This is a genomic window from Burkholderia pyrrocinia (genome assembly GCF_022809715.1).
Classification (GTDB): Bacteria; Pseudomonadota; Gammaproteobacteria; order Burkholderiales; family Burkholderiaceae; genus Burkholderia; species Burkholderia pyrrocinia_C.
Genome location: NZ_CP094460.1, coordinates 978,021 through 1,000,572 on the forward strand (window position 1 = coordinate 978,021; position 22,552 = coordinate 1,000,572).

Sequence of the window (22,552 nt, forward strand, 5' to 3'; positions counted from 1 at the left end):
ACCGCTTCCACCCTGCTTCTTTCATCGCCCATGCCGAAGGTCGTCCAATCATGAACGCCGAGCGCCTCACGCTGCGCGCGTGGCTGCTTTCCGATGCGCCCGCGTCGCGCTCGCAGGCCGCGCTCGGCCTCGCGTACCGACGCTGGCGCCGTTTCGCCACGAATCCGCTCAACCTGTTCGGGCTCGCGATCCTCGTCGCGCTGATCGTCGTCGCGATCGTCGGTCCGCTGATCATGCCGCACGATCCGCTGCGCCAGGTGCTGTCCGACCGCCTGCTGCCGCCCGGCTCGCCGTCGCACTGGTTCGGCACCGACCAGCTCGGCCGCGACATCCTCTCGCGGCTGATCGCCGGCTCGCGCCTCACGCTCGGCATCGCGCTGCTCGTCGTCGTGATCGTCGTGCCGATCGGGCTGCTGATCGGCACGACGGCCGGCTATTGCGGCGGCTTCGTCGACAGCGTGCTGATGCGCATCACCGACATCGCGCTCGCGTTCCCGAAGATCGTGCTTGCGCTCGCGTTCGCGGCCGCACTCGGACCCGGCGTGATCAATGCGGTCGTCGCGATCTCGATCACCGCATGGCCCGCGTATGCGCGGCTCGCACGCGCCGAGACGATCCGCATCGCTCAGGCCGACTACATCCATGCCGCGCGGCTGCAGGGTGCATCGGGCCCGCGGATCCTGCTGCGCTACATCGTGCCGCTGTGCATGTCGTCGGTGATCGTGCGTGCGACGCTCGACATGGCCGGCATCATCCTGACCGTCGCGGGCCTCGGCTTTCTCGGCCTCGGCGCGCAGCCGCCGAGCCCCGAGTGGGGCTTCATGGTCGCGTCGGGCCGCAACGTGCTGCTCGACGCATGGTGGGTCGCGACGCTTCCCGGCATCGCGATCCTGCTCGTGAGCCTCGCGTTCAACCTGCTCGGCGACGGGCTGCGCGACGTCTTCGATCCCCGTCATGGAGCGTGACATGCCGATGAATACCGCCACCGCGCCCGCGCCGCTCTGCGAGATCGACGGGCTGAAGATCGGCTTTCGCGGGCACGACGGCGTCGTGTCCGATGCCGTGCGCGACCTGTCGCTGACGCTCGCGCCGGGCGAACGGCTCGGCATCGTCGGCGAATCGGGTTCCGGCAAATCGCTGACGGGCCGCGCGCTGCTCGGCCTGCTGCCCGACGCCGCGCGCTGGTCGGCGCGCACGATGCGCTTCGGCGGCCACGACCTGCTCGCAATGAACCCGCGCGAACGCCGGCGGCTGTGCGGCAGCCAGATGGGCATGATCCTGCAGGACCCGAAATATTCGTTGAACCCGGTGATGACGGTCGCGAAGCAGATGGGCGAAGCGTTCCGCCTGCACGAGCCCGGGCTGCGCGGCCGCGCGTTGCGCGAACGGATCGTCGACGCGCTCGCGGCCGTGCAGATCCGCGACCCGGCGCGCGTCGCCGATGCGTATCCGCACGAGTTGTCGGGCGGCATGGGCCAGCGCGTGATGATCGCGATGATGGTGTCGACCGGCCCGCGCCTGCTGATCGCCGACGAACCGACGTCCTCGCTCGACGTCGCGGTCTCGATGCAGGTGCTCGCGGTGCTCGACGCGATGATCGCGCGGCATGGTACGGGCCTGATGTTCATCAGCCACGACCTGCCGCTCGTGATGTCGTTCTGCGATCGCGTCGCGGTGATGTACGCGGGCCGCGTGGTCGAAACCTGCGCCGCGCGCGACCTGCGCGACGCGTCTCATCCCTATACGCGCGGGCTGCTCGCGGCGAACCCGCCGCTCGCGAACCCGCCGGACGAACTGCCCGTGCTGCGGCGCGATCCGGCCTGGCTCGATCCCGCGCCGCCGTCCATCCCGCCCGCCGATCGACAGGAGGCTGCACGATGATCGACGTCGATCACGCATCGATCCGTTTCCCGACCCGCACGGGTCACGTCGACGCCGTGCGCGACGCGAGCTTCGCGGTGCGCGACGGCGAGGTGTTCGGGCTCGTCGGCGAATCGGGCTCCGGCAAGTCGACGCTGCTGCGCGCGCTGACCGGCCTCGTGCCGCTCGCGGCCGGCAGCCTGTCGATCGACGGCCGGCCGGTCGGCGGCACGCTCGACCGCGCATTCCGCCGTCACGTGCAGATGGTGTTCCAGGATCCGTACGCGTCGCTGCATCCGCGCTTCACGGTCGACCAGACGCTGCGCGAACCGCTGTCGATCCACGAGATCGGCGACGCCGACACACGGATCGCCCGCGCGCTGGCCGAGGTCGGCCTCGGTCCCGCGTTCCGCTTCCGCTATCCGCACCAGTTGTCGGGCGGCCAGCGGCAGCGCGTCGCGATCGCACGCGCGCTGATCGTCGAGCCGCGCGTGCTGCTGCTCGACGAACCGACGTCCGCGCTCGACGTGTCGGTGCAAGCCGAGATCCTGAACCTGCTGCGCCGCCTGCACCGCGAACGTAACCTGACGATGATCCTCGTCAGCCACAACCTCGCGGTGATCGGCTTCCTGTGCCAGCGCGTCGCCGTGATGCAGCATGGCGAGATCGTCGAGCAGCTTCGGGTCGAGGACGTGCGCGCCGGCCAGGTCGCGCGCGACTACACGCGCACGCTGCTGCAAGCGACCGAAGGCTACCGCCGTCTCGCCCCGGTGACTGGCGCACCGCACGCCTGACATCTGCGCGACGCGCCGGCATGCGATACTCCGCACACCACGCGCCGGCTTGCCGCCGCGTGGAACGCTTGTGCGCCGCACGGGTCAATTTCCTTTCGTCAACAGCTCAACAGCAATAGGGAGGCGTTCATGCTGCAATTCATCGAAACCCTGGTCGTCGGGCTCATCGTCGGCCTCCTCGCCCGCGCGCTCAAGCCCGGCGACGACAAGATGGGCATCCTGATGACGGCCGTACTCGGCGTCGTCGGCGCGCTGGTCGCCGGCTACGTCGGCCGCGCCGCCGGCTGGTATGCGCCGGGCCAGGGTGCGGGCTGGATCGCATCGATCGTCGGCGCGATCGTGCTGCTCGTGATCGTCGGCGCGGTGCGCAAGCGCATGGCCTGATCGCGCCGCCGCACCGCCCCACGCAAAACGGCCGCTCGTCATCACGAGCGGCCGTTTTCTTTTGGCGAACGACGCTTGGCGCTACTACCGATTCGTTGATTCCGCAACGATTCACCCGCAAAAAACGGCGTCCGCCGGCAACCGTCCCTCTGGTTTACTACACCGGCATTACCCGGGCTTGCGGCCGCTCAATTTTGAGATAAATTGATTGAAGGAATACGCCGCAGTTTGCTTATTCCCGTTACTTCCGTTTTTTCATTCAAGAGGTCCGATGGATTTGCCGTTTACGCAGTCAGCATCGCGGCGATGACGGACTGCCACCCGAGCGGCCCCGCTGCGACGCGCTTCCTCTCTGGAGCCTGTCATGAAGCATCGCCTGTTCGCCGCCTCGTTCGCTCTGGCTGCCTCGCTTCTGGCCACGTCCTCGTCCTTTGCCGCCGGCGCGTCCGGCACCATCTACTTCTCCGGCATGATCGTCGAGCCGCCCTGCTCGTTCGCGCTCGATACGCCCAACGCCGCGCCCGCTCGCGTGCGCGCCGACTGCCCGCGGCCGGCAACCGGCCAGATCGCGTTCGTCGACGCGGCGAGCATGCAGGCCGTCAAGACCACGACCTTTACTCAGGCCTCGCGCGCAATCGTTTTACCGAACCGTCCGGGCAACAATCTCGCGCCGATGATCGCCGTCGTGACCTACCAGTAACACCGGCCGCCCGCGCGGCGCGCGGCGGGTCCGGCGCGGCCGCGCGTCAGTCGCGATGGCGCGCGATCCAGTCGCTGAACGCGCGGATCTTCTGCTGGTTGCCGATGTTCTCGGGATAGACGAAGAAGTAGCGTGCGCCGGTCTCGAGCACGATGTCGAACGGCCGTTCGAGCCGGCGCGCGCTGACGTCGTCGTCGACGAGCGTCACGTCGCCGATCGCGACGCCGAAGCCCTGCATCGCCGCGTTCGTCGCGAGATCGAGCGTGTCGAAGGTCGGCCCGCGCGCGGGATCGACGCCGCGCTCGCCCGCATGATCGAGCCAGGCACGCCAGTCGCGATGGTCGCGGGTCGGATGCAGCAGCGTATGACGCGCGAGATCGCCCACCGCCTCGAGCGGCGACGCCTGCCGCAACTCCGGTGCGCATACCGGCGTCAGCCGTTCGTCGAACAGCGGCAGTGCGAATATGCCCGCGCCGGGGGGCGCCGTGCCGTAGACGATTGCCGCGTCGAACGGCTCGGTCGAGAAATCGACGACGTGCTGCCACGCGGTCGTGATCTGCACATGGAGATCGGGATGCTCGCCCTGGAAGCGCATGATGCGCGGCAGCATCCAGCGGATCACGCAGGTCGGCACCTTCAGCGCGAGATCGGTGCGCTGACGCGTGAGCTTCATCGAGATGTCCTCGATCCGCGCGAAGCTCTCGTTGACCACCGGCAGCAGCTGCTCGCCCTCCGCCGTCAGCGTGAGGCCCTTCGCATGGCGCTTGAACAGCGGAAAGCCGTAATGCGCCTCGAGCGTCTGGATCTGCCGGCTCACCGCGCCCTGCGTGATGCATAGCTGCTCGGCCGCGCGCGTGAAGCTGCGGTGGCGAGCCACCGTCGAGAAGATCTGCAGCGCGTGCAGGGGCGGAAGTCGGCGCATGAAAAGGCACAGGAAACGGAAGGACCGCGCGCCGACGCCGGCGCGCGCTGACCGACACGATAAGCCAAACGCCGGCTTTGCGCGAGGCGCGCGCCGCTCAGGCCGTTGCGGCCAGTGCGCCCGCCGCGATGCGCGCCGCCGATGCGACGACGTCCGCGCGAGCCGCAGCGTCGGCCTGCGGCTGCGTGAACGACACGGCCATCACGAGCGGCGCGCGCGACGGCGGCCACAGCACCGCGACGTCGGTCGTCGTGCCGTACCCGCCCGTGCCGGCCTTGTCCGCGACGCGCCAGCCGGGCGGCACGCCCGCCGCAATGCCGGTCGCGCCGCGCGCGCCGCCGACCATCCATTCCGTCAGTTGCGCGCGCTGCGGTTCGCGCAGCGTGTCGCCGAGCAGCAGCCGCTGCAGCGTGTCGACCATCGCGACCGGCGTCGACGTGTCGCGTTCGTCATCCGGCACGGCCTTGTTCAGTTCGGGTTCCCAGTGATCGAGGCGAAACGTCGTGTCGCCGCTCTCGTGTGCGAACGACGTGACGGCCTGCGGGCCGCCGAGCACGCCCATCAGCAGGTTGCCCGCGCCTTTGTCGCCCGAGCGCAGCATCGCGTCGCAAAGCTGCGCGATCGTCATGCCCGTGTCGACATGGCTTTCCGTGATCGGCGAACCCGACACGACTTCGTAGCGACGGTACAGGATGCGGCGCGGCAGCAGCGACGCGTCGAGCGCGCCGCGCGCGAGTATCGCGCCGGCGGCGACGACCGCATACGTGCCGCACAAAGGAAAGCGCTCGCGCGCGTGGTGGGCGATGCGCACGCCGTTCGACGTATCGAGCGCGGCGACGCCGAGCCGGCCGTTCGACGCTTTCTCGAGTGCGGCGAGTTCGGCTTGCGCGGCGTGGGCGCGCCCCTGGTCGGCGACCGGCGCTGACGTGCACGCGGCGACGAACGGTGCGGCAACGGCGGCAAGCAACAGCGAGCGGCGTGTCGGAGAGTGTTCCATGGATGAGGTGTGTTCTGTCGGAAACGATGGCACGAAGCAACGCGGGCGCGCATCGGCGATGCACGCCCGTTCACGCCGACGGCCGCCCGCGACGGCATTCGTCGCCGCATCCCCGAAAGACGCTCGTCGGCCCCGCGCGAAGCGCGGGATTCGCAAACAGCCCCTAGCCTAGCAGCGACAGTCGTCGCGTTCCAGCAGAACGGCCCGGCTTCATCCTTGCGAAGAAGGCAGATACGGCATCGGATTCACCGGCTTGCCGTCGCGCCGCACCTCGAACAGCAGCGCGACGCGCGAATTGTCGAGGTCGCCCATCTCGGCGATCGCATCGCCCTGGCGCACGATGTCGCCCGTCTTCACGAGCAGCTTGCGGTTATGCGCATAGGCGGTCAGGAAATCCGCGTTGTGCTGGACGATGATCAGGCTGCCGTAATCGTTCAGGCCGGTGCCCGCGTACATCACGCGGCCGTCGGCCGCCGCGCGAACCGGGTCGCCCGGCCGGCCGGCGATCTGGATGCCGCGGTTCTGGCCCGGCCGAAACCCCTCGACGATCTTGCCGTTTGCGGGCCACTTGAGCGCGACGCCGCCCGCATGCCGCTTCGTTTCCTTCACGACCTGACGGTCGCTCGCCGTCGATGCGGTTGCCTGTGCCGTTGCCTGATTGCCGGCCACCGCATCGCTCGCCGCGGCCGGCGCGGCGGCCTGCGTGCCGGCCGTGCCCGACGACGGCGGCAGCGGCTGCTGCCTGACGATGCGCAGCACCTGCCCCTTGCGCAGCTTGCCGTTCGCGCCCAGCTTGTTCCAGGTGCGCAGGTCGGCAACGCTGCAGTTGTTCGCGGACGCGATGCCCGTCAGCGTGTCGCCGCGTTTCACGACGTACTTTTGCGCGACGAGAATCGGCGCCGGCGGCAGCGTGGCGGCCGACGGCGCAGCGACGGGCTGGCTCGACGGCGACGGCTGCCCCGCCAGCGTGTCGCTCGGCGGGACGGACTGCGTATTTGCACAACCGGCCATGACGAGCACGGCGGCCAGGCCCGGCAGCCACGCCGCGTTGCGGCAAATCTCGCGCGTTTTCATGGACGATCAACTCCGATTTGACAATCTTTCAAGCATCTCAAAAACGGAACGGCCGACGTGTAACCGGATGCAAACAATGATGACAAACGATCACGAACGGGACGCCGGCCGACATTCGCTACCGGTAATACGGTCCGATCCCGAAAAACTTGATGGTCTTTTCGCGTGAAAACGGAAGAATTTTCGTCTCAGGAGACTATGACGGATTGATTTCAATAGGAGCGTGCCGCCGCGCTCAACGCAGCCATGCGACGAGTTCGGAACAGGCCCACGCAATGCCGATGCACAGGAACAACACATGCAACGCGATCTTGAACGACACACCCCACGACGAATCGATCTGCATGACTGGCTCCCCGGTATTGAGATGCGGCCATGATCGGGCATCGATCGTGCCCCGAAAATGCGGAACCGGCGAATCGGGTCTCAGGCTGCGCCTGAGACCGGCGCTGCGGTTCCTGCTAACTTATCGGCCATTCCAACGCTATCGCTCCCCGCCCATCATGCGCTTCGACCTGACCGACCTGCGGCTCTTCCTGAACATCTGCGAGGCCGGCACGATCACGAGCGGCGCCGAACGCACGCACATCACGCTGCAGGCCGCGAGCGAGCGCATCCGCGGCATGGAGGACGAGCTCGGCGTGCCGCTACTGCACCGGACCAAGTCGGGCGCGCAGGCGACCGACGCCGGCCGCGCGCTCGAACACCACGCGCGCACGGTGCTACAGCAGATCGACCACATGCGCGGCGAACTGCAGCAATACGGTCAGGGGCTGCGCGGCCATATCCGGCTGCTGTGCAACACGGCGTCGCTGAGCGAATACCTGCCCGACGCGCTGGCCGATTACCTGCCGCATCATCCGAAGCTGTCGATCAGCGTCGAGGAGCGCTCGAGCCAGGAGATCGTGCATGCGATCCGCAACAAGACCGCCGAGGTCGGCATCGTTGCCGATTCGGTCGGGCTCGGCGGGCTCGAACAGAAACCGTTCCGCGAGGACTGGCTGATCGTCGTCGTGCCGGCCGCGCATCCGCTCGCGTCGCACGACAAGGTCGCGTTCGACGCGATCGCCGACGCCGATTTCATCGGCCTCACCGACGGCAGTGCGCTGCAGGTGCACCTGGCCGACCAGGCGCGCGCGCTCGGCAAGCGGATCCGCTATCGCGCGCAACTGAGGAGCTTCGACGCGATCTGCCGCGTGATCGCGAGCGGCGTGGGTATCGGCATCGTGTCGCGGCACGCGGCCGAGCGCGCGATGCAAACGCTGGACGTGCGGCTCGTCGAGCTGGCCGATCCGTGGAGCCACCGGAAGCTGACGCTCTGCGCGCGGTCGTTCGACGCGTTGCCGAAGTACACGCGGGAGTTCGTGGCGTTTTTGTCCGGCGAAACAGCACCGCGGTGACGCGCGCCGCATTCGACCCACCCCACCGACACACGGAGGCACGGCCATGACCGACACCGATCTCGCCACCCGCTACCGCGCGTATATCGACTGCCTGAACCGGCAGGACTGGCCGTCACTCGGCCAGTATGTCGACGACAACGTGATCCACAACGACCGGCCGCTCGGCCTCGCCGGTTACCGCGCGATGCTGGAACAGGACTTTCGCGACATTCCCGATCTCCGTTTCGACATCCGGCTGCTCGCGTGCGAGCCGCCGCGCGTCGCGAGCCGGCTTCGCTTCGCGTGTTCGCCGAAAGGGACGTTCATGGGGCTCGCCGTCGACGGCAGGAAGGTCACGTTCGCCGAGAACGTGTTCTACGAGTTCCACGACGGCAAGATCCGCCAGGTCTGGTCGGTGATCGACAAGGCGGCGATCGAGGCTCAGCTTTAGCAGCGCCGGCGAGGCCGGGCGCCGGTCATGATCGATGCGCCGACGCCCGGCTCGATTCGTTTCGATCCTTATGGATAACGTTTTCTCTAAAATGTGATCAAACGCGCATCGCAGGAGAGCGAGCCCGCCTGCCGCTTCAGTATCGGTATCCTGCGCTGCACCCAATCGACTTCGGAAAAAATTCCCCGCAATTTCCGCGTAATCCCGATCTCGCCCCACACCTCCCTCTTCCCACTATTCGGGTTTCTACCGGCGCCTCCAGCGTCAAAGTTCATTGACATCAAGCCGTTCGATGCCTAAATTTGGAAAACGTTTTCCAATGTATCAGCGCGACGCCGGCCACGGCCCGCGCAGGGGGAACGCTTGCCCGCTCGAGTTGTGATTCAGGCCATCCGTCTTCAGGGATCAGGGTTGCAAGGCGGAGGTCAGGTACGGGCGTCGAGCGCGGCAACGGCCACACCTGCCCGTCCTTCATCACTATTCAAACTGGAGACACAATGCATCCGCGCAGCAGATTCGCGCTCGGCGCCGCGCTCAGCGCCCTTTCCGTCCTGTTCGTCAGCGCGTGCGGCGGCAGCGACGTGACCGACACGCCGCCGCAGTCGTCGTCGCCCCCGCCTTCGACACCCACACTCGCGGCGAACTCGCTGCAGGCGCTCGTCTACGGCGCGCCCGACACCAGCGTGCCGGCCGGCACGAACATTCCCGCCACGATGATGGGCCAGATGCGCGCGCTGTTCGACCTGATCCGGAAATCGCCCGACTTCACGCAGGTCGTGATGGATCTCGGCGACGGCACGCCGGTGCACGTGCTCGATACCAACACCGGCGACAAATTCCTGCCCGGCAAGCTCGCGCTCGGCCTGTCGTACATCCTGATCGACATGAAGTCGAAGGGCGACCCGCAATACGCGAGCTACCTCGCGACGTACCAGACGATCACGACCGCGATGATGGCGCAGTCGGGCGGCAACTACGCGTATGCGAACACGTCGTGGGGCGAGTACTACTACCTCGTCGCGCTGAACAACCTGAAGGCGCACGGGATGCTCAACGAAGTCTTCAGCGACGCGATGCTCGCGACGCTGCAGCAGCGGCTCACCTTCTGCGACATGTTCGGCCCCGACGCGAGCGGCAAGACCAGTACGTGCCCGGCCGCCGGCACGCCGATCGACATCGCGTCGCTCAACACCGCGCAGAACTACTATGCGGTGTCCTACGGAATCGCCGGGCTGCGGCAGAAGCTCGGCTGGAGCAGCCCGTCGTTCGCGTCGGCGACCGATCCGTCCGTCGCGACGATGGGTGCGCGCGACGCGCTGCTGTACACGCTCGCGAACCACATCCGCAAGGATTCGTCGGGCGGGTTCTCGGACGAAGCGTCGAACACGCACACGACCTTTTACGACCAGGCCCGCTTCGACCGCTACAGCACGCTGCTGATCGGCGAAGTGGTCGAGCGCACGTTCGAGATGGGTAACGAAGCGAATCTCACACCGGAACTGAAGGGTTATCTGCGCAAGTCGGTCGACCTGATCCTGCCGCAGCTGAACACCGACGGCCAGGGCTTCAACTACGGCCGCTCGATCGGCCCGTACGGCGATTCCGCGTTCATGGAAGTGCTGACGGCCGCGGCCAACGCCGGTGTGCTGTCCGACCAGGAGAAGCAGGTCGCGTATGCATTCATCTACCGGGCCGCGCATCGCTTCGACACCTACTGGTACGACCCGTCGCTGCCGACGCCGTCGGTGAACATGTGGGTCAAGGGCCGCGGCACCGACACGTATCGCGGCAAGCCGCGCGTGATGGGCGAGAACTTCAGTCTGCTGCACCAGTACCTGTACGTGAACGCGTGGTGGAACAAGCTCGGCTTCGGCGGCAAGGCGCCGATGGCGGATGCGGACTACAACGCGTGGCTCGACGCGCTGCCGCGCTACACGCTCACCTGGTACAACCAGCCCGGCGACACCGCGCATCCGTACAGCGCGGCGCTGCTCACCGTACGCGACGGCCGGCGCGTGATCAACCTGAACCTCAGCCAGGCGCCCGACTACAACTCGTTCACGCCGTACTACCCGGTACCGTTCTCCGACAAGCTGATCTATGGCACGACCGATCTAGGCTACGCGCTGCTGGTGCCGCAGGTGTCGTACAACGGGAAGACCTACATTCCCGTCACGTACTACAGGAACCTGAACGTGCAGCAGGCCAACGGCCAGGTGATCGTGTCGTTCGATACCGCGAAATTCCGTCTCGCGTCGAAGAACGCGGCGTACACGACCGATCTCGACCTGCAGGTGCATACGGTACTGACGTTCGCGCACGGCACGGTCGCTCGCAGCGATACGCTGAGTTCGGGCACGCTCGCCGGCAACCTGTCGGTCGAGACGGACTTCACGTCGTTCGCGGATTTCGCGTCCACGCACGCCAACGGCGACGGCATATCGGTGGCATACGCGAACAGCGCTGCGACCGGCTATACGGCATCCGGGTTCGACAACTGCGTGCTGTCCGCCTTCGACACGGCAAACGGCGCGACGAATCCGCTGTCGACGACGCCTATCGGCCAGTTGCATTCGAACTTCGCGTGCACGACGAAGCCGTTTGCGCTCGGCGCGGGCACGACCCGCACGCTCGGTTGGACGCTGAAATACGCCGATCCGGCCTGAGCGGTGCGACCGCCGTCCTGTTATCGCTCCCGAAGCCGGCAGCAGAAACCGGCTTCGGGATGTTTCGGGACGGCGGGCATCACGCTCCGCGGCGATACCCGCTTACAGCCACCCCGAGGCGGCCATGTACGCACCGAGCGCAATCAGCCCGACGAAGAAGCAGCGCCTGAACGCCTTCTCGCTCATCACGCGCCGCGCGTATTGCCCGCCGGCCATTCCGGCCAGAGCCGGCACGAGTGCGAGCGCCGACACGCCGAGATCGACCGTCTGCAGCGCGCCCGTCACGCGCAACTGCAAGCCGAGCGCGATCGTCGATGCGGTAAACGACAGCCCGAGCGCCTGGATCAGGTCGTCCTTCGACAGCCGCAGCGCCTGCAGGTACGGCACGGCCGGCACGACGAACACGCCGGTCGCGGCCGTCACGACACCCGTCAGGTAGCCGACCACGGCCGACAGCCAGGTTTCGTGACGCCCCGGCGCGGGCAGCCGCGCGGCGGCCAGCCCCCACAGCCCGTAGGCGATCAGCACCACGCCCAGCGCCGCATGCGTCCATGTGCTGCCGGCCGCGAGCGCGGGCAGTCCGCCCGTCAGCGTGCCGATCGCGAGACCGGCGAGCAGCGGCCACAAGCGACGCAGCAACGGCCCGAACGACGGGCCGAGCCACAACTGCCACACATTGGTGATGAACGACGGCACGAGCAGCAGGCTCGCCGCGGCCGACGGCGGCATCGCGAGCGTCAGCAACCCCATCGCGATCGTCGGCAGCCCGAGCCCGATCATTCCCTTCACCGCGCCGGCCAGCAGGAAAACCAGCACGATGATCGTCAGCGTATGAATTTGCATGGAGGGCGTTCCGTCCGGTCGGGTTGAATACGGCGCCGATGGTGAACCGCCGTCAGTCCGCCCGCCATCTGGTTTTGCCTGAGGCTGGCTAGGGCCCGTCGGGCGGGCATGTCGGGCAACCGTTCAGGCCCCATGGATCACCCCCGCGCCTGCTCGCTGTCGAGGTGAGCCATCGGTGAAGCCGGATAGCAGTCACCGGTAGCCGCCCCGGCGGGAACCGCCGTTTCGATGCGAGAGGGATCATTGACCGTTAGTTGCAATTCAGGCGCGTGCAATGCGTCTTTCAATTGCGTGCGCTTGCGCGCGCCGACCAGCGGCACGATGTCGATGCCGTGCGACAGCACCCACGCGATCGTGACCCGGGCCGGATTGCTGCCCTTCTCGTCGGCGATCGTGCGCAGCGCGTCGACCTTCACGTGGTGAATGGATGGACCGGATTGTCGGTGCATCTCGGCGCGCGATAAACGCGAAACGCTCCACCCAACCATTCCGCGCTGATTAACAATGGAGCCTGTTCCAACCCGCCAACGCTCCTGCCCCGCATGGACCACCTGCAAGCAATGCGCATCTTCGCGCGCGTCGCCCATCTCGGCAGCTTCACGAAAGCGGCCGAGCAGTTGCAACTGCCACGCCCGACGGTGAGCAACGCCGTCCAGTATCTGGAAAAGCACCTGAATATCCGCCTGCTGCAGCGCACGACGCGGCGCGTCGCGCTGACCGCCGAGGGCGCGACCTATTACGAGCGCTGCGTGCAGTTGCTGGCCGATCTCGACGATGCGGAATCGCTGTTCGAGGACGCCCGCGCGTCGCCGCGCGGCGTGATCCGCGTCGACCTGCCCGAGCGCTTCGCGCTGAACCAGGTGATTCCGGCGCTGCCGGATTTTCATGCGCGCTATCCCGACCTGCGCGTCATGATCAGCACGACCGACCGCTTCGTCGATCTCGTCTCCGACGGCATCGACTGCGCGGTGCGGGTCGGCGTGCTGTCCGACACGTCGCTCGTCGCGCGGCGGATCGGCGAGATGGCGCAGGTCAACTGCGCGTCGCCCGCGTATCTCGCGCGCCACGGCACGCCGCGATCACCGGACGAACTGCCCGACCACGTCGCGGTCGGCTATTTCTCGAGCCGCACGGGCCGCGAGCTGGACTGGGAATATGCGGACATGGATACGGGCGAGCTGCACACGGTGAAGATGCGCAGCATCGTGTCGGTGAACAGCTCGCAAGCGTATCTCGCGTGCTGTCTCGCGGGCCTCGGGCTGATCCAGGCGCCGCGCGACGGGCTCGCGCCGCTGTTCGCCGACGGCTCGCTGGTCGAAGTGCTGCCGGAATGGCATGCCGAGCCGCTGCCCGTGTCGGTGGTGTTCCCGCACGGGCGCCATCTCGCGCCGCGCGTGCGGATCTTCGTCGACTGGCTCGCGGAAACGCTCGGCGGCACGCGCCAGGCGGGCTGACAAGGGCCGGCCCGGGGCACCCCGGCCCCGGGCCGCCGCCCGTTCAGAACTTGTGGCGGATTGCGGCGCGCACCGCGAACTGGTTCGACGACGACGACGGGCCGTCCGTCCCGACGACGTAGCCGCCGTCGGCCGCCGTGCCGGTCTTGTCGCCGCCGACCTTCTGCCACGCGCCCTGCAGATAGACGTCGGTGCGCTTCGACAGGCTGTAGTCGGCCATCAGGCCGACCGTGTGGTACTTCGGCTTGAACGAGCCGGCCGCGGCATCGAACTTGCCGTCCGTGTACACGTACTGCGCGCCGAGATAGAAATCGGGCGTGAGCTGGTACTTGCCGTTGATCTCGAAGTTCTGGAACTTCGTCGCGGTCAGCCCGAGGCCGGCGAACGTCGAGGCCGGCAGGTAGACGGTCGACACCGGGTTCTTCACGTCCGTCTTCGTATAGACGAAGCCGACCGTTGCCGGGCCGAACGTGTAGTTGACGCCGCCGCCGAAGATGCGCAGGCGATCGGCGACGAAGTTCGCGTCGTCGGCCGCGATCGCGCCCGCGCTGCCGATGCCCGGGTTGTTCGCCTGCAGGTATGCGGCCGCGACCTGCAGCCCGGCCAGCGAATACTGCGCACCGATGCTGTACTGGCGGTTGTTCGAGAAACCGGTGCTGTTGCTGAAGCTGTACGTGCCGCCCAACGTCAGGCCGTTCCAGTCGGGGCTCGCGTACTTGACCGTGTTGTTGACGCGGAACGAGTTGTCCGTGTTGTCGTTGTCGAACGGGTGCGAGAACAGCGTGCCGCCCCAGTTGCCGTTCGCGGTCAGCGGCGCGAGATAGTCGACGACGGAATCGTACTGGCGGCCGAAGGTCAGCGTGCCGAAGCGCGACTCGCTCAGCCCGACGAACGCCTGGCGGCCGAACATGCGGCCGCCCTGGTTGAGCCGGCCGTTGTTCACGTCGAAACCGTTTTCCAGCGTGAAGATCGCCTTGAGCCCGCCGCCGAGATCCTCGCTGCCCTTCAGGCCCCAGCGGCTGCCTTGCGCGAAACCGCTCGCGAGCTGGTAATTCGTCTTTCCGACCCCATTGACGTTCACGTTGTTCGTGTAATTGAAGCCTTCGTCGATCAGGCCGTACAGCGTCACGCTGTTCTGGGCAAAGGCCGGCGCGGCGAAGGCAGCGAGCGCGGCTGCAAAAATGACGTGCTTCTTCATGACGGATCTCCGGAGCCGAGGGCCGGGCGGGCCGAGCGCCCGGCGAATTGTTTCGTCTGTTTTGTGTATGGCCCGCAGGGCGGACGACGCGGTGTGCGGCCGCGTGAGGACAAAATGGTGTCACGTCGCAAATCGTCCGTCCATCGGGGTAAGGAAACCGCGCGCAAAGCGTTGCGCTCTCCCAACTGCCCCGTTGCGCAGACAGCCTGACCGGGCTTGTCGGCAGCGGCAGTCCGGCCCGCCATCCGCGTAAACCCGACAAGCGTCGCATCGGTGGCACAATGCGCATCCGTTCGCCATTTCTTCACGAAGTCATGCTTCACCCCGATTCATGCGCGGCATGTGCCGGCCGCGCACGCGACCCGCGCCGGGCGGCGGTCCGATGACCGCGCCTGCCCGGGCCGGCCGCTACGCCGAGCTCGATTTCTTCCGCGGCCTCGTGCTGCTCGTCATCGTCGTCGACCATATCGGCGGCAGCATCCTGTCGCGCGTGACGCTGCACGCGTACGCGCTGTGCGACGCGGCCGAGGTATTCGTGTTCCTCGGCGGCTTCGCGACCGCGATCGCGTACAACTCGCTCGCCGAACGGCACGACGAGGCCGCCGCGCGCCAGCGCTTCATCCTGCGCGCGTTCGAGATCTACCGCGCGTTCCTCGTGACGGCCGGCCTGATGCTGCTGATCACGGCCGCGCTGAACGCGTTCGCGATCGACGGCCCGAACATGCCGACCAACGATCTCGACGGCCTGCTCCACAAGCCGCTCGCCGCGCTGCGCGACATCCTGCTGTTCCGCCGCCAGCCGTACCTCGCGTCGGTGCTGCCGATGTACGCGTTCTTCGCGCTGCTCGTCCCGCTCGCACTGCCGCTCGCGCGCACGCAGCCGTGGCTGATGCTCGCGTTCAGCGGATCGCTGTGGTACGCGGCACCGCACGTCGCGCGCTTTTTGCCGACCGTCGAAGGCGCGCCGTGGGACTTCAACCCGTTCGCGTGGCAGTTCCTGTTCGTGCTCGGCGTGATCGCGCGCTGCCAGCCCGTCTACCAGACGCTCGCGCCCAGGCCGCAGGGCTGGCTGCTCACGGCCGTGTCGCTCGCGATCGTCGCCGCCGGCGCGTACTACCGGCTGCGCATCGAACCGTTCCCGACCGATCCGTCGATCAAGCAGAATCTCGGCGCACTGCGGCTCGTGAACTTCCTCGCGATCGCGTGGCTCGCGGCCAAGCTCGTGCACCTCGGCTGGATGAAGAAGGTCGCGCACGCGATGCCGTGGATCGGCACGATCGGCCGGCAGGGGCTGCTGTGCTTCGTCGCGGGCACCGGCATCTCGCTCGCGGTCGATTCGCTGCTTTACCAGGCGACCGAAGGCTATCTCGACGTGCCGCTCGGCCTGACCGCCGATGCGGTCGCGATGGGCCTGCTGTATCTCGTCGCCAAACTCTACGGGCCGCTCGTCGCGCGGCTGCCGTTCCGTTCGCGGCAATGACGCGCCGCGCCGTCATGCGCCGCTGCTACGATAGCCGGCGCCTCTCCTGAAACGATTCGCCATGCGCCGACTCGCCCTTCCGTTCGCCGTCGCCCTGATCGCCGGCTCCATCGCCACCGCCCGCGCCACGCCGGCCGCGCCAACGGTATCGCCCGCGCCGCCGTCGGCCACGCAAGCCACCCAGGCCGCGCCGGTCACGCCGGCCGCCCAGGAGCCGCCGGTCAATCCGGGCAGCAGCGTCGCGCTGCGCACGTTTCGGTCGGCATCGCTGAAGCGCGACTGGTCGTACACGGTCTACCTGCCGCCCGGCTATAACCCGGAAGGCGCGCGCTATCCGGTGATGTACCTGCTGCACGGCAATGCCGGCAACGCGAACGACTGGATCACGCAGGGCCGGCTGCAGGCCACCGCCGACACGCTGATCGAGCGCCGCGAGATTCCCCCCGTCGTGATCGTGATGCCGCAGGGCGGCACCGACTGGTACGTCGACCGCAAGGAGAAGATGCAGAGCGCGTTCCTCAACGACCTGCTGCCCGAAGTCGAAGCGCACTTCGCGGTGTCGAACCAGCGCGCGGGCCGCGCGATCGGCGGCGTGTCGATGGGCGGTTTCGGCGCGCTGCGCTTCTCGCTGCTCGAACCCGGCCTGTTCTGCGGCGCGATGCTGCTGAGCCCCGCGATCTATGCGAACGAGCCGCCGCTCAATTCCGCCGCGCGCTATGTCGGCGTGTTCGGCGACCGGCAGTTCGACTCGCGCGTGTGGCACGAACTCAACTACCCGGCGCTGATGCGCGGCTATTTCGCGCGCAGCTGGCGCGTGCCGATGTTCATCGCCGCCGGCGACGACGACCTGACGATCCAGGCCGAATCGAGCGTGCTGTACACGCAGCTGCGCCGTGCGCAGAACCCGGCCGAGTTGCGCATCGTCGACGGCGGGCATACGTGGGACGTGTGGCGCGGGCTGCTCGGGCAGGGGTTGAAGTACGCGCTCGAGTGCGTGAAGTGACGGCGGGCGGGCGTTGCCCCGCCCGTTTTCGTCAAGGCGGCCGATGCCCGGCCCATCTTCCGTCGACTGGCGCGATGCACTGTGCGCGCGGCTCGGGCCCGCGCTCCGGGCTCAAAGCCACGTGCCGCCCTGCCGCTCGCTCGGCGCCTCGGCGAGCGCATCGAAATCGTGAATCCAGTCCAGGTGATGCAGCACGCTGTCGCGTTCGGCCAGACGCGCGTTGCGCGCCTGCGCGGCCGGCCCGTCGGGCAGGTGCAGCACGTCGGCCGCGGAAATCGACGCGTACTGCACCTTGCGCGTACGGCCGCGACGCAGGCGCTCGTACGCTTCCTGCGCTTCGCGCCAGTTGCCCGGGCGGGCCTTCGCCAGTTGCGCCGCCAACACCACCGCATCCTCGATCGATTGATTCGCGCCCTGCCCGTGATGCGGCACCAGCGCGTGCGCGGCGTCGCCGATCAGCGTCACGCGCCCGCGGCTCCAGCGGCCGAGCGGCGGCCGATGGAACAGCCCCCAGCGCTGGCTGATCGGCACGGCGGTGATCATCTGCACCACCGCCGGATGCCAGCCCCTGAACACGCGCAGTTGCTCGCCCTCTTCCGCCGGCATGACCCAGTCGCGCGACGGCCACGGTGACGGATGACGCTCGACCAGCAGGAAATTCTGGTCGCCGTTGTCGCCGATCGGGTAGTGCAGCAGATGCCCATGCGGCCCGACCCAGAACTGGATCGTGTCGGGATCGGGCAGCAGGTCCATGCGCGCGGCCGGTACCACACCGCGAAAGCCCGAGCAGCCCGAATACAGTACATCGTCATAACCGAGCATCCAGCGCCGCGTGATCGAGCGCGCGCCGTCCGCGCCGATCACGAGATCGGCTTCGACGCGCTCGCCGTTGTCGAACGCGAGCGTGACGCGATCGGCATCCTGCGCGAGATCGACCAGCCGATGGCCGAGATGGATGCAGTCGAGACCGACCGCCTTCGACAGCACGGCCTGCAGATCGGCGCGATGCACGCCCCAGTACGCGCCGCCGAATTGCCGGCGATAGTCGGGTTCGCCGCGATGATGGCCGATCACCGCGCCGCTGTGCCCGTCGCGATAGACGAGGTCCGGGATGTCCGCGCACACCGCGTCGAAGGCCGCGCGCAAGCCCATGCGTTCGTAGAAGCGCGTCGCGTTGGCCGACAGCGCGACGGCCGCGCCGACTTCGCGCAATGCGTCGGTCTGCTCGTAGAGCTGCGCGTCGATGCCGTGCTCGCGCAGCGCGAGTGCGAGCGTCAGGCCGCCGATGCCGGCGCCGACGATCGCAATCTTCGGGTTCGTCTGCATGATGAAGGTGTCTCCGATATTCAGATGTGGGGTCTGCGGGCTGCGCAGCGGTCATGTCGAATGCATGCGCCGTATCGGTAGTTTCAGGAGTGGACATTCATCCCGCAATAAAATGAAATGAATCTGCTTCATCACCGAATGCAATGAGCCGGGCAATGCGAGAACCATGGAACTGAGCGAGATCGACCTGAACCTGCTGCTGCTATTTCAGCGGCTGATGCAGGAGCGGCGCGTGTCGAGCGTCGCCGAGCAGATGAACATGAGCCAGCCGGGCGTCAGCAACGCGCTCGCGAAGCTGCGCCGCCGGCTCGGCGATCCGCTGTTCGTGCGCGGGCCGGGCGGCGTGGTGCCGACGCCGTTCGCGCTGCGTCTGGCGGAGCCCGTGTCGCACGCGCTCGCGACGCTGCATGCCGCGCTCAATCCCGAGACCGGTTTCGATCCGCTGCGCGCCGCGCGCACGCTGACGATCGGCATGACCGATATCGGTGAAGTCGTGTTCCTCCCCGCGCTGCTCGAACACCTGTCGCAAGCGGCGCCGGGCATCGCGCTCAATACCGTGCGCGACACGAGCGTCAACCTGAGCGACGAGATGGCCGACGGCCGCGTCGATCTCGCGATCGGCCTGCTGCCGCAACTCAAGGGCGGGTTCTATCAGCGCCGGCTGTTCGATCAACGTTATGTGTGCCTGTTTCGGCACGGGCATCCGCTCGAGGATGCGCCGCTGACGGTCGAGGCATGGCGCGACGCCGAGCATCTGGTCGTGGTGTCGGCCGACACCGGCCACGGGCAGGTGGACGAATGGCTGAAGCGGCGCCGCGTGAAGCGCCGGGTGCGGCTGACGGTGCCGCATTTCATGAGCGTGGGCTACATCCTGCAGCGCACCGACCTGATCGCGACCGTGCCGGAGCATCTCGCGCTGCAGCTCGCCGCGCCGTTTTCGCTGGGTTGGCGCGCGTTGCCCGTCACGCTGCCCGGTGCGCCGATTCATATGCTGTGGCATACGCGGGTCAATCAGGACGAAGGGAACCGATGGCTGCGCGGCGTGGTGGTCGATCTGTTCGCGGAGACGGGTGTGCGGGCGCGGAAGGCTGGGCCCGGGCGGAAGAAATGATCGCCGTCACCGCGTGGTCGGACGCGATTGTCGATATCGCTCGAATCCGTGCGCCGCGCATTTCGACTACATTGCCGAAGGGCTGACGACATCGAACCTCGGTCGCCTCGTTCCTTACTCAACCCGCAGGAAATCAAGCCATGTCTGTCTCGAAGAAATTCGCCGCCGTCACGGGCGCCGGCTCCGGCATCGGTCGGGCAGCAGCAATCGCACTCGCCCAGGCCGGCTTCACCGTCGCGCTGCTCGGACGCACGGAGGCGTCGTTACGCGAAACGCAGGACACCATCCGCGCCGCCGGCGGCGACGCGCAGGTGTTTCCCGCCGACGTCACCGACGAGGCGTCGGTCGACCGCGCGTTCGAGCAGATCGCGCAGCAGTTCGGCCGGCTGGACGTGCTGTTCAACAATGCCGGACGCAACGCCCCGCCCGTTTCACTCGGCGAATACGAATTCGACGTGTGGAACAGCGTCGTCGCGACGAACCTGACCGGCGTCTTTCTGTGCGCGCGGGCCGCGTGGCGCCTGATGAAAGCGCAAACGCCGCAGGGCGGCAGGATCATCAACAACGGCTCGATCTCGGCGCACGCGCCGCGCCCCGATACGATCGCGTACACGGCCACCAAGCATGCGGTGACCGGGATCACGAAATCGCTGGCGCTGGACGGCCGCCGGTACAACATCGCATGCGGCCAGATCGACATCGGCAACGCGGCGACCTCGCTCACGGACCGGATGACGCAAGGCGTCCCGCAAGCGGACGGCAGCCTCGCGCCTGAGGCGCGCATGGACGTCGCGCATGTCGCGAACGCAGTCGTCCAGATGGCGAACCTGCCGCTCGACACGAACATCCTGAACATGACGATCATGGCGACCGCGATGCCTTTCGTGGGGCGCGGATAGCGCGCTGCGGGCGAAAGCGCGTTGCGCTCGCCGCACCGGCCGATTCTTCAGAGCCCGATCACTGAGTCGCCCTGCAGTATCGCTCCAGGCGCTTCGCGACTTCGTCGATCACCTTGACGGGGGCGACTTCCAGCTGCAAATCATGCGTTGTCAGCACCCTGGCGAAAAGATGGAATGCGTCGCCATCGAAATGGAAATGCCCTTGGCGGCCGGAGGAAAACGCGTGGTTTGCGATCTTTTCCAGGTCCTTGTACGAAGCGTCCTCGACATCCCCGTACCCGTATTCGCACAGGATGCCCGTGGCGATCACGGTCCTCATCAGGACCTGAAGCGCGACAAGCGACCCCACACCGGCATGCAGCGCTTCGAGCTGAAGGTGATACTCCAGTGACAAGGCATCGCGTATCGGCCTCGCCAAGGGCAGCAGTTCCGTTTTCGCCTCACGTTGCGTGCGGCTGGACTGACTGAGACGATGAGCCCATTTGTTCACGTTCTATTCCACCGGCAATGCGCCGCCTCGACGGCCATGACTACGCGGTGCCTCCGACGGTCATTTCATCCACCCTCACGGTCGGTTGGCCCACGCCCACCGGGATCGACTGCCCCGCCTTGCTGCACGTCGCCCTGCCGGGATCGCAGGCAAGATCGTTGCCGACCAGGCTGATGTTCCGTATGGTGTCCGGGCCGTGGCCCGTGATCGTCGCGCCCTTGACCGGCTCGGTAATCCTGCCGTTTTCGATCAGGTAGGCCTCGGATGCCTCGAAAACGAACTGACCGCTCGTGATGTCGACCTGGCCGCCCTCGAGGCCCGACACGTAGATACCGTTGCGCACCGACTCGATGATTTCCTGCGGCTCGTGGTCCCCGTTCAGCATGAACGTGTTCGTCATGCGCGGCATGGGCGGCGAGGCGTAACCCTCGCGGCGGCCGTTTCCGGTCGGCTCCATTCCCATCAACCTCGCGCTCAGCGCATCCTGCATGTACGCGCGCAGCACGCCGTTCTCGATCAAGGTCGTGCGCCGCGTCGCACACCCTTCGTCGTCGATATTCAAGGAACCGCGGCCCCCCTGGAGCGTTCCGTCGTCGACGATGGTCACATTCCCGGATGCCACCTTTTCGCCGAGGCGTCCCGCGAAGGCGGACGTCCCGCGGCGCACGCCATCGGCTTCCAGTCCATGGCCGACCGCTTCGTGCAACAAGACGCCATTCCAGCCCGGGCCGACCACCACCGTCATTTTTCCGGCCGGCGCCGGCCGCGCCTGCAGCTTCGTGAGGGCGGCCGTCACACGTTCCCGCACGAATGTGCGAAGTTCGTCGTCATCCCACGTCTGGATGCCATAGCGCCCGCCGATCCCCCCGCTAGCGCCCTCCACGCGCGCGCCGGACCTGACGCGCACGTTGATCCACAAGGACAGTTGCGGACGCACATCGCCGCAACTCAGGCCGTCGCATCGCGCGATCCAGATCGTTTCGTGCACGGCGCTCAGCACGGCATGCACTTCGATCACGCGCGGGTCGGCGGCCCGGGCGATCTCGTCGAGCGTCTTCAGAAGCGCGATCTTGTCCGCTCCATCCATCGTCCGCAGTGGATGAGCCGGGTCGTAGAACGATCGTGCCGATGCGGCCGGCCTGCGCTGCATCGCTGCCGAGCCGTCACGCGAAATGCCGCTTCCGGTTTCGCACAGCCGCGACGCAACATGCCGGAGCGCCATCGCGTCGATGCGTTGCGAACTCGCCAGCGTCGCCTGTTCTCCCTTCAACACGCGCAGTCCGAAGCCGCTATCGCAACGATACGAACTCGCGCGCACGGCCCCCCCTTCCAGCGACCATGATTCCGCGGTCGTTTCCTTGAGAAAGATATCCGCAAAATCCCATCGCTGGCCGAGCGCGACGCCCATCGCGGAAAAAAGCGCCGTCTCGTCGACGCCATGCCGGTCCAGCAGCGCGTGCCGCGCCAGCGTGCGGATCTCCTCGCGGGCAGGCCGTAATACCTGCCGCTGCTTCATGT

At 67.3% G+C, this 22,552-nt stretch carries 21 protein-coding genes and 1 pseudogene; 13 read left to right on the top strand and 9 right to left on the bottom strand.

Features of this window, described 5'->3' with window-relative positions; translation table 11 throughout:
* Window positions 1-50: 50 nt before the first annotated feature.
* The 5 genes from nikC to MRS60_RS21160 all read left to right on the top strand — a co-directional run bounded on the left by nikC (window position 51) and on the right by MRS60_RS21160 (window position 3,738).
* Window positions 51-965, top strand: coding sequence for a nickel transporter permease (nikC, locus tag MRS60_RS21140; protein ID WP_105392515.1), 915 nt, complete (start codon window positions 51-53; stop codon window positions 963-965).
* A 1-nt stretch (window position 966) separates the two neighbouring features.
* Window positions 967-1,881: an ABC transporter ATP-binding protein gene (locus tag MRS60_RS21145; protein WP_243566605.1), complete on the top strand. Its 915-nt coding sequence runs from the start codon at window positions 967-969 to the stop codon at window positions 1,879-1,881.
* Window positions 1,878-2,654: an ABC transporter ATP-binding protein gene (locus MRS60_RS21150; RefSeq protein WP_217587678.1), complete on the top strand. Its 777-nt coding sequence runs from the start codon at window positions 1,878-1,880 to the stop codon at window positions 2,652-2,654. Before MRS60_RS21145 ends, MRS60_RS21150 begins: the two co-directional genes overlap by 4 nt.
* A gap of 129 nt (window positions 2,655-2,783) precedes the next feature.
* Window positions 2,784-3,038 (top strand): GlsB/YeaQ/YmgE family stress response membrane protein, encoded by a 255-nt coding sequence (locus MRS60_RS21155; RefSeq protein ID WP_105392512.1) that lies wholly within the window; start codon window positions 2,784-2,786, stop codon window positions 3,036-3,038.
* Between the two features lie 364 nt (window positions 3,039-3,402).
* Window positions 3,403-3,738, top strand: a complete 336-nt coding sequence (locus MRS60_RS21160; protein WP_175747584.1) for a type 1 fimbrial protein — start codon at window positions 3,403-3,405, stop codon at window positions 3,736-3,738.
* 46 nt (window positions 3,739-3,784) lie between these two features.
* On the opposite strand, the gene MRS60_RS21165 is transcribed toward MRS60_RS21160, so the two are convergent.
* The 3 genes from MRS60_RS21165 to MRS60_RS21175 form a co-directional block, all read right to left on the bottom strand.
* Entirely contained in the window at window positions 3,785-4,660 is an 876-nt protein-coding gene (locus MRS60_RS21165; RefSeq protein ID WP_034180286.1) for a LysR substrate-binding domain-containing protein, read from the bottom strand.
* Between the two features lie 97 nt (window positions 4,661-4,757).
* Window positions 4,758-5,657, bottom strand: coding sequence for a class A beta-lactamase (bla, locus tag MRS60_RS21170; protein ID WP_034180287.1), 900 nt, complete (start codon window positions 5,655-5,657; stop codon window positions 4,758-4,760).
* Window positions 5,658-5,867: 210 nt separating this feature from the next.
* Complete coding sequence (locus MRS60_RS21175; protein WP_243566606.1) at window positions 5,868-6,731, bottom strand: peptidoglycan DD-metalloendopeptidase family protein; 864 nt, start codon at window positions 6,729-6,731, stop codon at window positions 5,868-5,870.
* 503 nt (window positions 6,732-7,234) lie between these two features.
* Here MRS60_RS21175 and MRS60_RS21180 point away from each other — a divergent pair.
* The 3 genes from MRS60_RS21180 to MRS60_RS21190 all read left to right on the top strand — a co-directional run bounded on the left by MRS60_RS21180 (window position 7,235) and on the right by MRS60_RS21190 (window position 11,230).
* Window positions 7,235-8,131, top strand: a complete 897-nt coding sequence (locus MRS60_RS21180; protein ID WP_243566607.1) for a LysR substrate-binding domain-containing protein — start codon at window positions 7,235-7,237, stop codon at window positions 8,129-8,131.
* A 46-nt stretch (window positions 8,132-8,177) separates the two neighbouring features.
* The gene (locus tag MRS60_RS21185) at window positions 8,178-8,564 is read left to right on the top strand and encodes an ester cyclase (protein WP_204421352.1); all 387 of its coding nucleotides are present in this window, start codon (window positions 8,178-8,180) and stop codon (window positions 8,562-8,564) included.
* 497 nt (window positions 8,565-9,061) lie between these two features.
* Window positions 9,062-11,230, top strand: coding sequence for a hypothetical protein (locus tag MRS60_RS21190; protein ID WP_243566608.1), 2,169 nt, complete (start codon window positions 9,062-9,064; stop codon window positions 11,228-11,230).
* Window positions 11,231-11,332: 102 nt separating this feature from the next.
* Here the strand turns inward: MRS60_RS21190 and MRS60_RS21195 are convergent, their stop codons facing one another.
* Both MRS60_RS21195 and MRS60_RS21200 read right to left on the bottom strand, forming a co-directional pair.
* A complete protein-coding gene (locus MRS60_RS21195) occupies window positions 11,333-12,073 on the bottom strand; it encodes a sulfite exporter TauE/SafE family protein (RefSeq protein ID WP_243566609.1) in 741 nt (246 codons plus the stop codon).
* Window positions 12,074-12,210: 137 nt separating this feature from the next.
* Window positions 12,211-12,576, bottom strand: a pseudogene (locus MRS60_RS21200) (aldo/keto reductase); the annotation flags it as partial.
* 39 nt (window positions 12,577-12,615) lie between these two features.
* Here MRS60_RS21200 and MRS60_RS21205 point away from each other — a divergent pair.
* Window positions 12,616-13,527, top strand: a complete 912-nt coding sequence (locus MRS60_RS21205; protein ID WP_034180295.1) for a LysR family transcriptional regulator — start codon at window positions 12,616-12,618, stop codon at window positions 13,525-13,527.
* Between the two features lie 43 nt (window positions 13,528-13,570).
* On the opposite strand, the gene MRS60_RS21210 is transcribed toward MRS60_RS21205, so the two are convergent.
* Window positions 13,571-14,725 carry a porin gene (locus tag MRS60_RS21210; RefSeq protein ID WP_034180296.1) on the bottom strand — a complete coding sequence of 385 codons (1,155 nt, stop codon included), beginning with the start codon at window positions 14,723-14,725 and terminating at the stop codon, window positions 13,571-13,573.
* A gap of 382 nt (window positions 14,726-15,107) precedes the next feature.
* On the opposite strand from MRS60_RS21210, the gene MRS60_RS21215 reads away from it, so the two are divergent.
* Together MRS60_RS21215 and MRS60_RS21220 are read left to right on the top strand one after the other, a co-directional pair.
* Entirely contained in the window at window positions 15,108-16,205 is a 1,098-nt protein-coding gene (locus MRS60_RS21215; protein WP_034180944.1) for an OpgC domain-containing protein, read from the top strand.
* A 61-nt stretch (window positions 16,206-16,266) separates the two neighbouring features.
* Window positions 16,267-17,208 carry an alpha/beta hydrolase gene (locus MRS60_RS21220; protein ID WP_105392500.1) on the top strand — a complete coding sequence of 314 codons (942 nt, stop codon included), beginning with the start codon at window positions 16,267-16,269 and terminating at the stop codon, window positions 17,206-17,208.
* Between the two features lie 111 nt (window positions 17,209-17,319).
* Here the strand turns inward: MRS60_RS21220 and MRS60_RS21225 are convergent, their stop codons facing one another.
* Entirely contained in the window at window positions 17,320-18,534 is a 1,215-nt protein-coding gene (locus MRS60_RS21225; RefSeq protein ID WP_243566610.1) for an FAD-dependent monooxygenase, read from the bottom strand.
* A gap of 166 nt (window positions 18,535-18,700) precedes the next feature.
* Between MRS60_RS21225 and MRS60_RS21230 the strand changes: the two genes are divergently transcribed.
* Together MRS60_RS21230 and MRS60_RS21235 are read left to right on the top strand one after the other, a co-directional pair.
* The gene (locus MRS60_RS21230; protein ID WP_243566611.1) at window positions 18,701-19,645 is read left to right on the top strand and encodes a LysR family transcriptional regulator; all 945 of its coding nucleotides are present in this window, start codon (window positions 18,701-18,703) and stop codon (window positions 19,643-19,645) included.
* Window positions 19,646-19,785: 140 nt separating this feature from the next.
* The gene (locus MRS60_RS21235; protein ID WP_243566612.1) at window positions 19,786-20,544 is read left to right on the top strand and encodes an SDR family oxidoreductase; all 759 of its coding nucleotides are present in this window, start codon (window positions 19,786-19,788) and stop codon (window positions 20,542-20,544) included.
* A gap of 58 nt (window positions 20,545-20,602) precedes the next feature.
* On the opposite strand, the gene MRS60_RS21240 is transcribed toward MRS60_RS21235, so the two are convergent.
* Both MRS60_RS21240 and tldD read right to left on the bottom strand, forming a co-directional pair.
* Window positions 20,603-21,034: a Fis family transcriptional regulator gene (locus MRS60_RS21240; RefSeq protein WP_243566613.1), complete on the bottom strand. Its 432-nt coding sequence runs from the start codon at window positions 21,032-21,034 to the stop codon at window positions 20,603-20,605.
* 40 nt (window positions 21,035-21,074) lie between these two features.
* Window positions 21,075-22,550: a metalloprotease TldD gene (gene tldD, locus MRS60_RS21245; protein WP_105392494.1), complete on the bottom strand. Its 1,476-nt coding sequence runs from the start codon at window positions 22,548-22,550 to the stop codon at window positions 21,075-21,077.
* Window positions 22,551-22,552: the final 2 nt, after the last annotated feature.

Coding starts and splice junctions, on each gene's coding strand:
- nikC (WP_105392515.1), top strand. CDS start 51: ATGAACGCCGAGCGCCTCACGCTGCGCGCGTGGCTGCTTTCCGATGCG.
- MRS60_RS21145 (WP_243566605.1), top strand. CDS start 967: ATGCCGATGAATACCGCCACCGCGCCCGCGCCGCTCTGCGAGATCGAC.
- MRS60_RS21150 (WP_217587678.1), top strand. CDS start 1,878: ATGATCGACGTCGATCACGCATCGATCCGTTTCCCGACCCGCACGGGT.
- MRS60_RS21155 (WP_105392512.1), top strand. CDS start 2,784: ATGCTGCAATTCATCGAAACCCTGGTCGTCGGGCTCATCGTCGGCCTC.
- MRS60_RS21160 (WP_175747584.1), top strand. CDS start 3,403: ATGAAGCATCGCCTGTTCGCCGCCTCGTTCGCTCTGGCTGCCTCGCTT.
- MRS60_RS21165 (WP_034180286.1), bottom strand. CDS start 4,660: ATGCGCCGACTTCCGCCCCTGCACGCGCTGCAGATCTTCTCGACGGTG.
- bla (WP_034180287.1), bottom strand. CDS start 5,657: ATGGAACACTCTCCGACACGCCGCTCGCTGTTGCTTGCCGCCGTTGCC.
- MRS60_RS21175 (WP_243566606.1), bottom strand. CDS start 6,731: ATGAAAACGCGCGAGATTTGCCGCAACGCGGCGTGGCTGCCGGGCCTG.
- MRS60_RS21180 (WP_243566607.1), top strand. CDS start 7,235: ATGCGCTTCGACCTGACCGACCTGCGGCTCTTCCTGAACATCTGCGAG.
- MRS60_RS21185 (WP_204421352.1), top strand. CDS start 8,178: ATGACCGACACCGATCTCGCCACCCGCTACCGCGCGTATATCGACTGC.
- MRS60_RS21190 (WP_243566608.1), top strand. CDS start 9,062: ATGCATCCGCGCAGCAGATTCGCGCTCGGCGCCGCGCTCAGCGCCCTT.
- MRS60_RS21195 (WP_243566609.1), bottom strand. CDS start 12,073: ATGCAAATTCATACGCTGACGATCATCGTGCTGGTTTTCCTGCTGGCC.
- MRS60_RS21205 (WP_034180295.1), top strand. CDS start 12,616: ATGGACCACCTGCAAGCAATGCGCATCTTCGCGCGCGTCGCCCATCTC.
- MRS60_RS21210 (WP_034180296.1), bottom strand. CDS start 14,725: ATGAAGAAGCACGTCATTTTTGCAGCCGCGCTCGCTGCCTTCGCCGCG.
- MRS60_RS21215 (WP_034180944.1), top strand. CDS start 15,108: ATGACCGCGCCTGCCCGGGCCGGCCGCTACGCCGAGCTCGATTTCTTC.
- MRS60_RS21220 (WP_105392500.1), top strand. CDS start 16,267: ATGCGCCGACTCGCCCTTCCGTTCGCCGTCGCCCTGATCGCCGGCTCC.
- MRS60_RS21225 (WP_243566610.1), bottom strand. CDS start 18,534: ATGCAGACGAACCCGAAGATTGCGATCGTCGGCGCCGGCATCGGCGGC.
- MRS60_RS21230 (WP_243566611.1), top strand. CDS start 18,701: ATGGAACTGAGCGAGATCGACCTGAACCTGCTGCTGCTATTTCAGCGG.
- MRS60_RS21235 (WP_243566612.1), top strand. CDS start 19,786: ATGTCTGTCTCGAAGAAATTCGCCGCCGTCACGGGCGCCGGCTCCGGC.
- tldD (WP_105392494.1), bottom strand. CDS start 22,550: ATGAAGCAGCGGCAGGTATTACGGCCTGCCCGCGAGGAGATCCGCACG.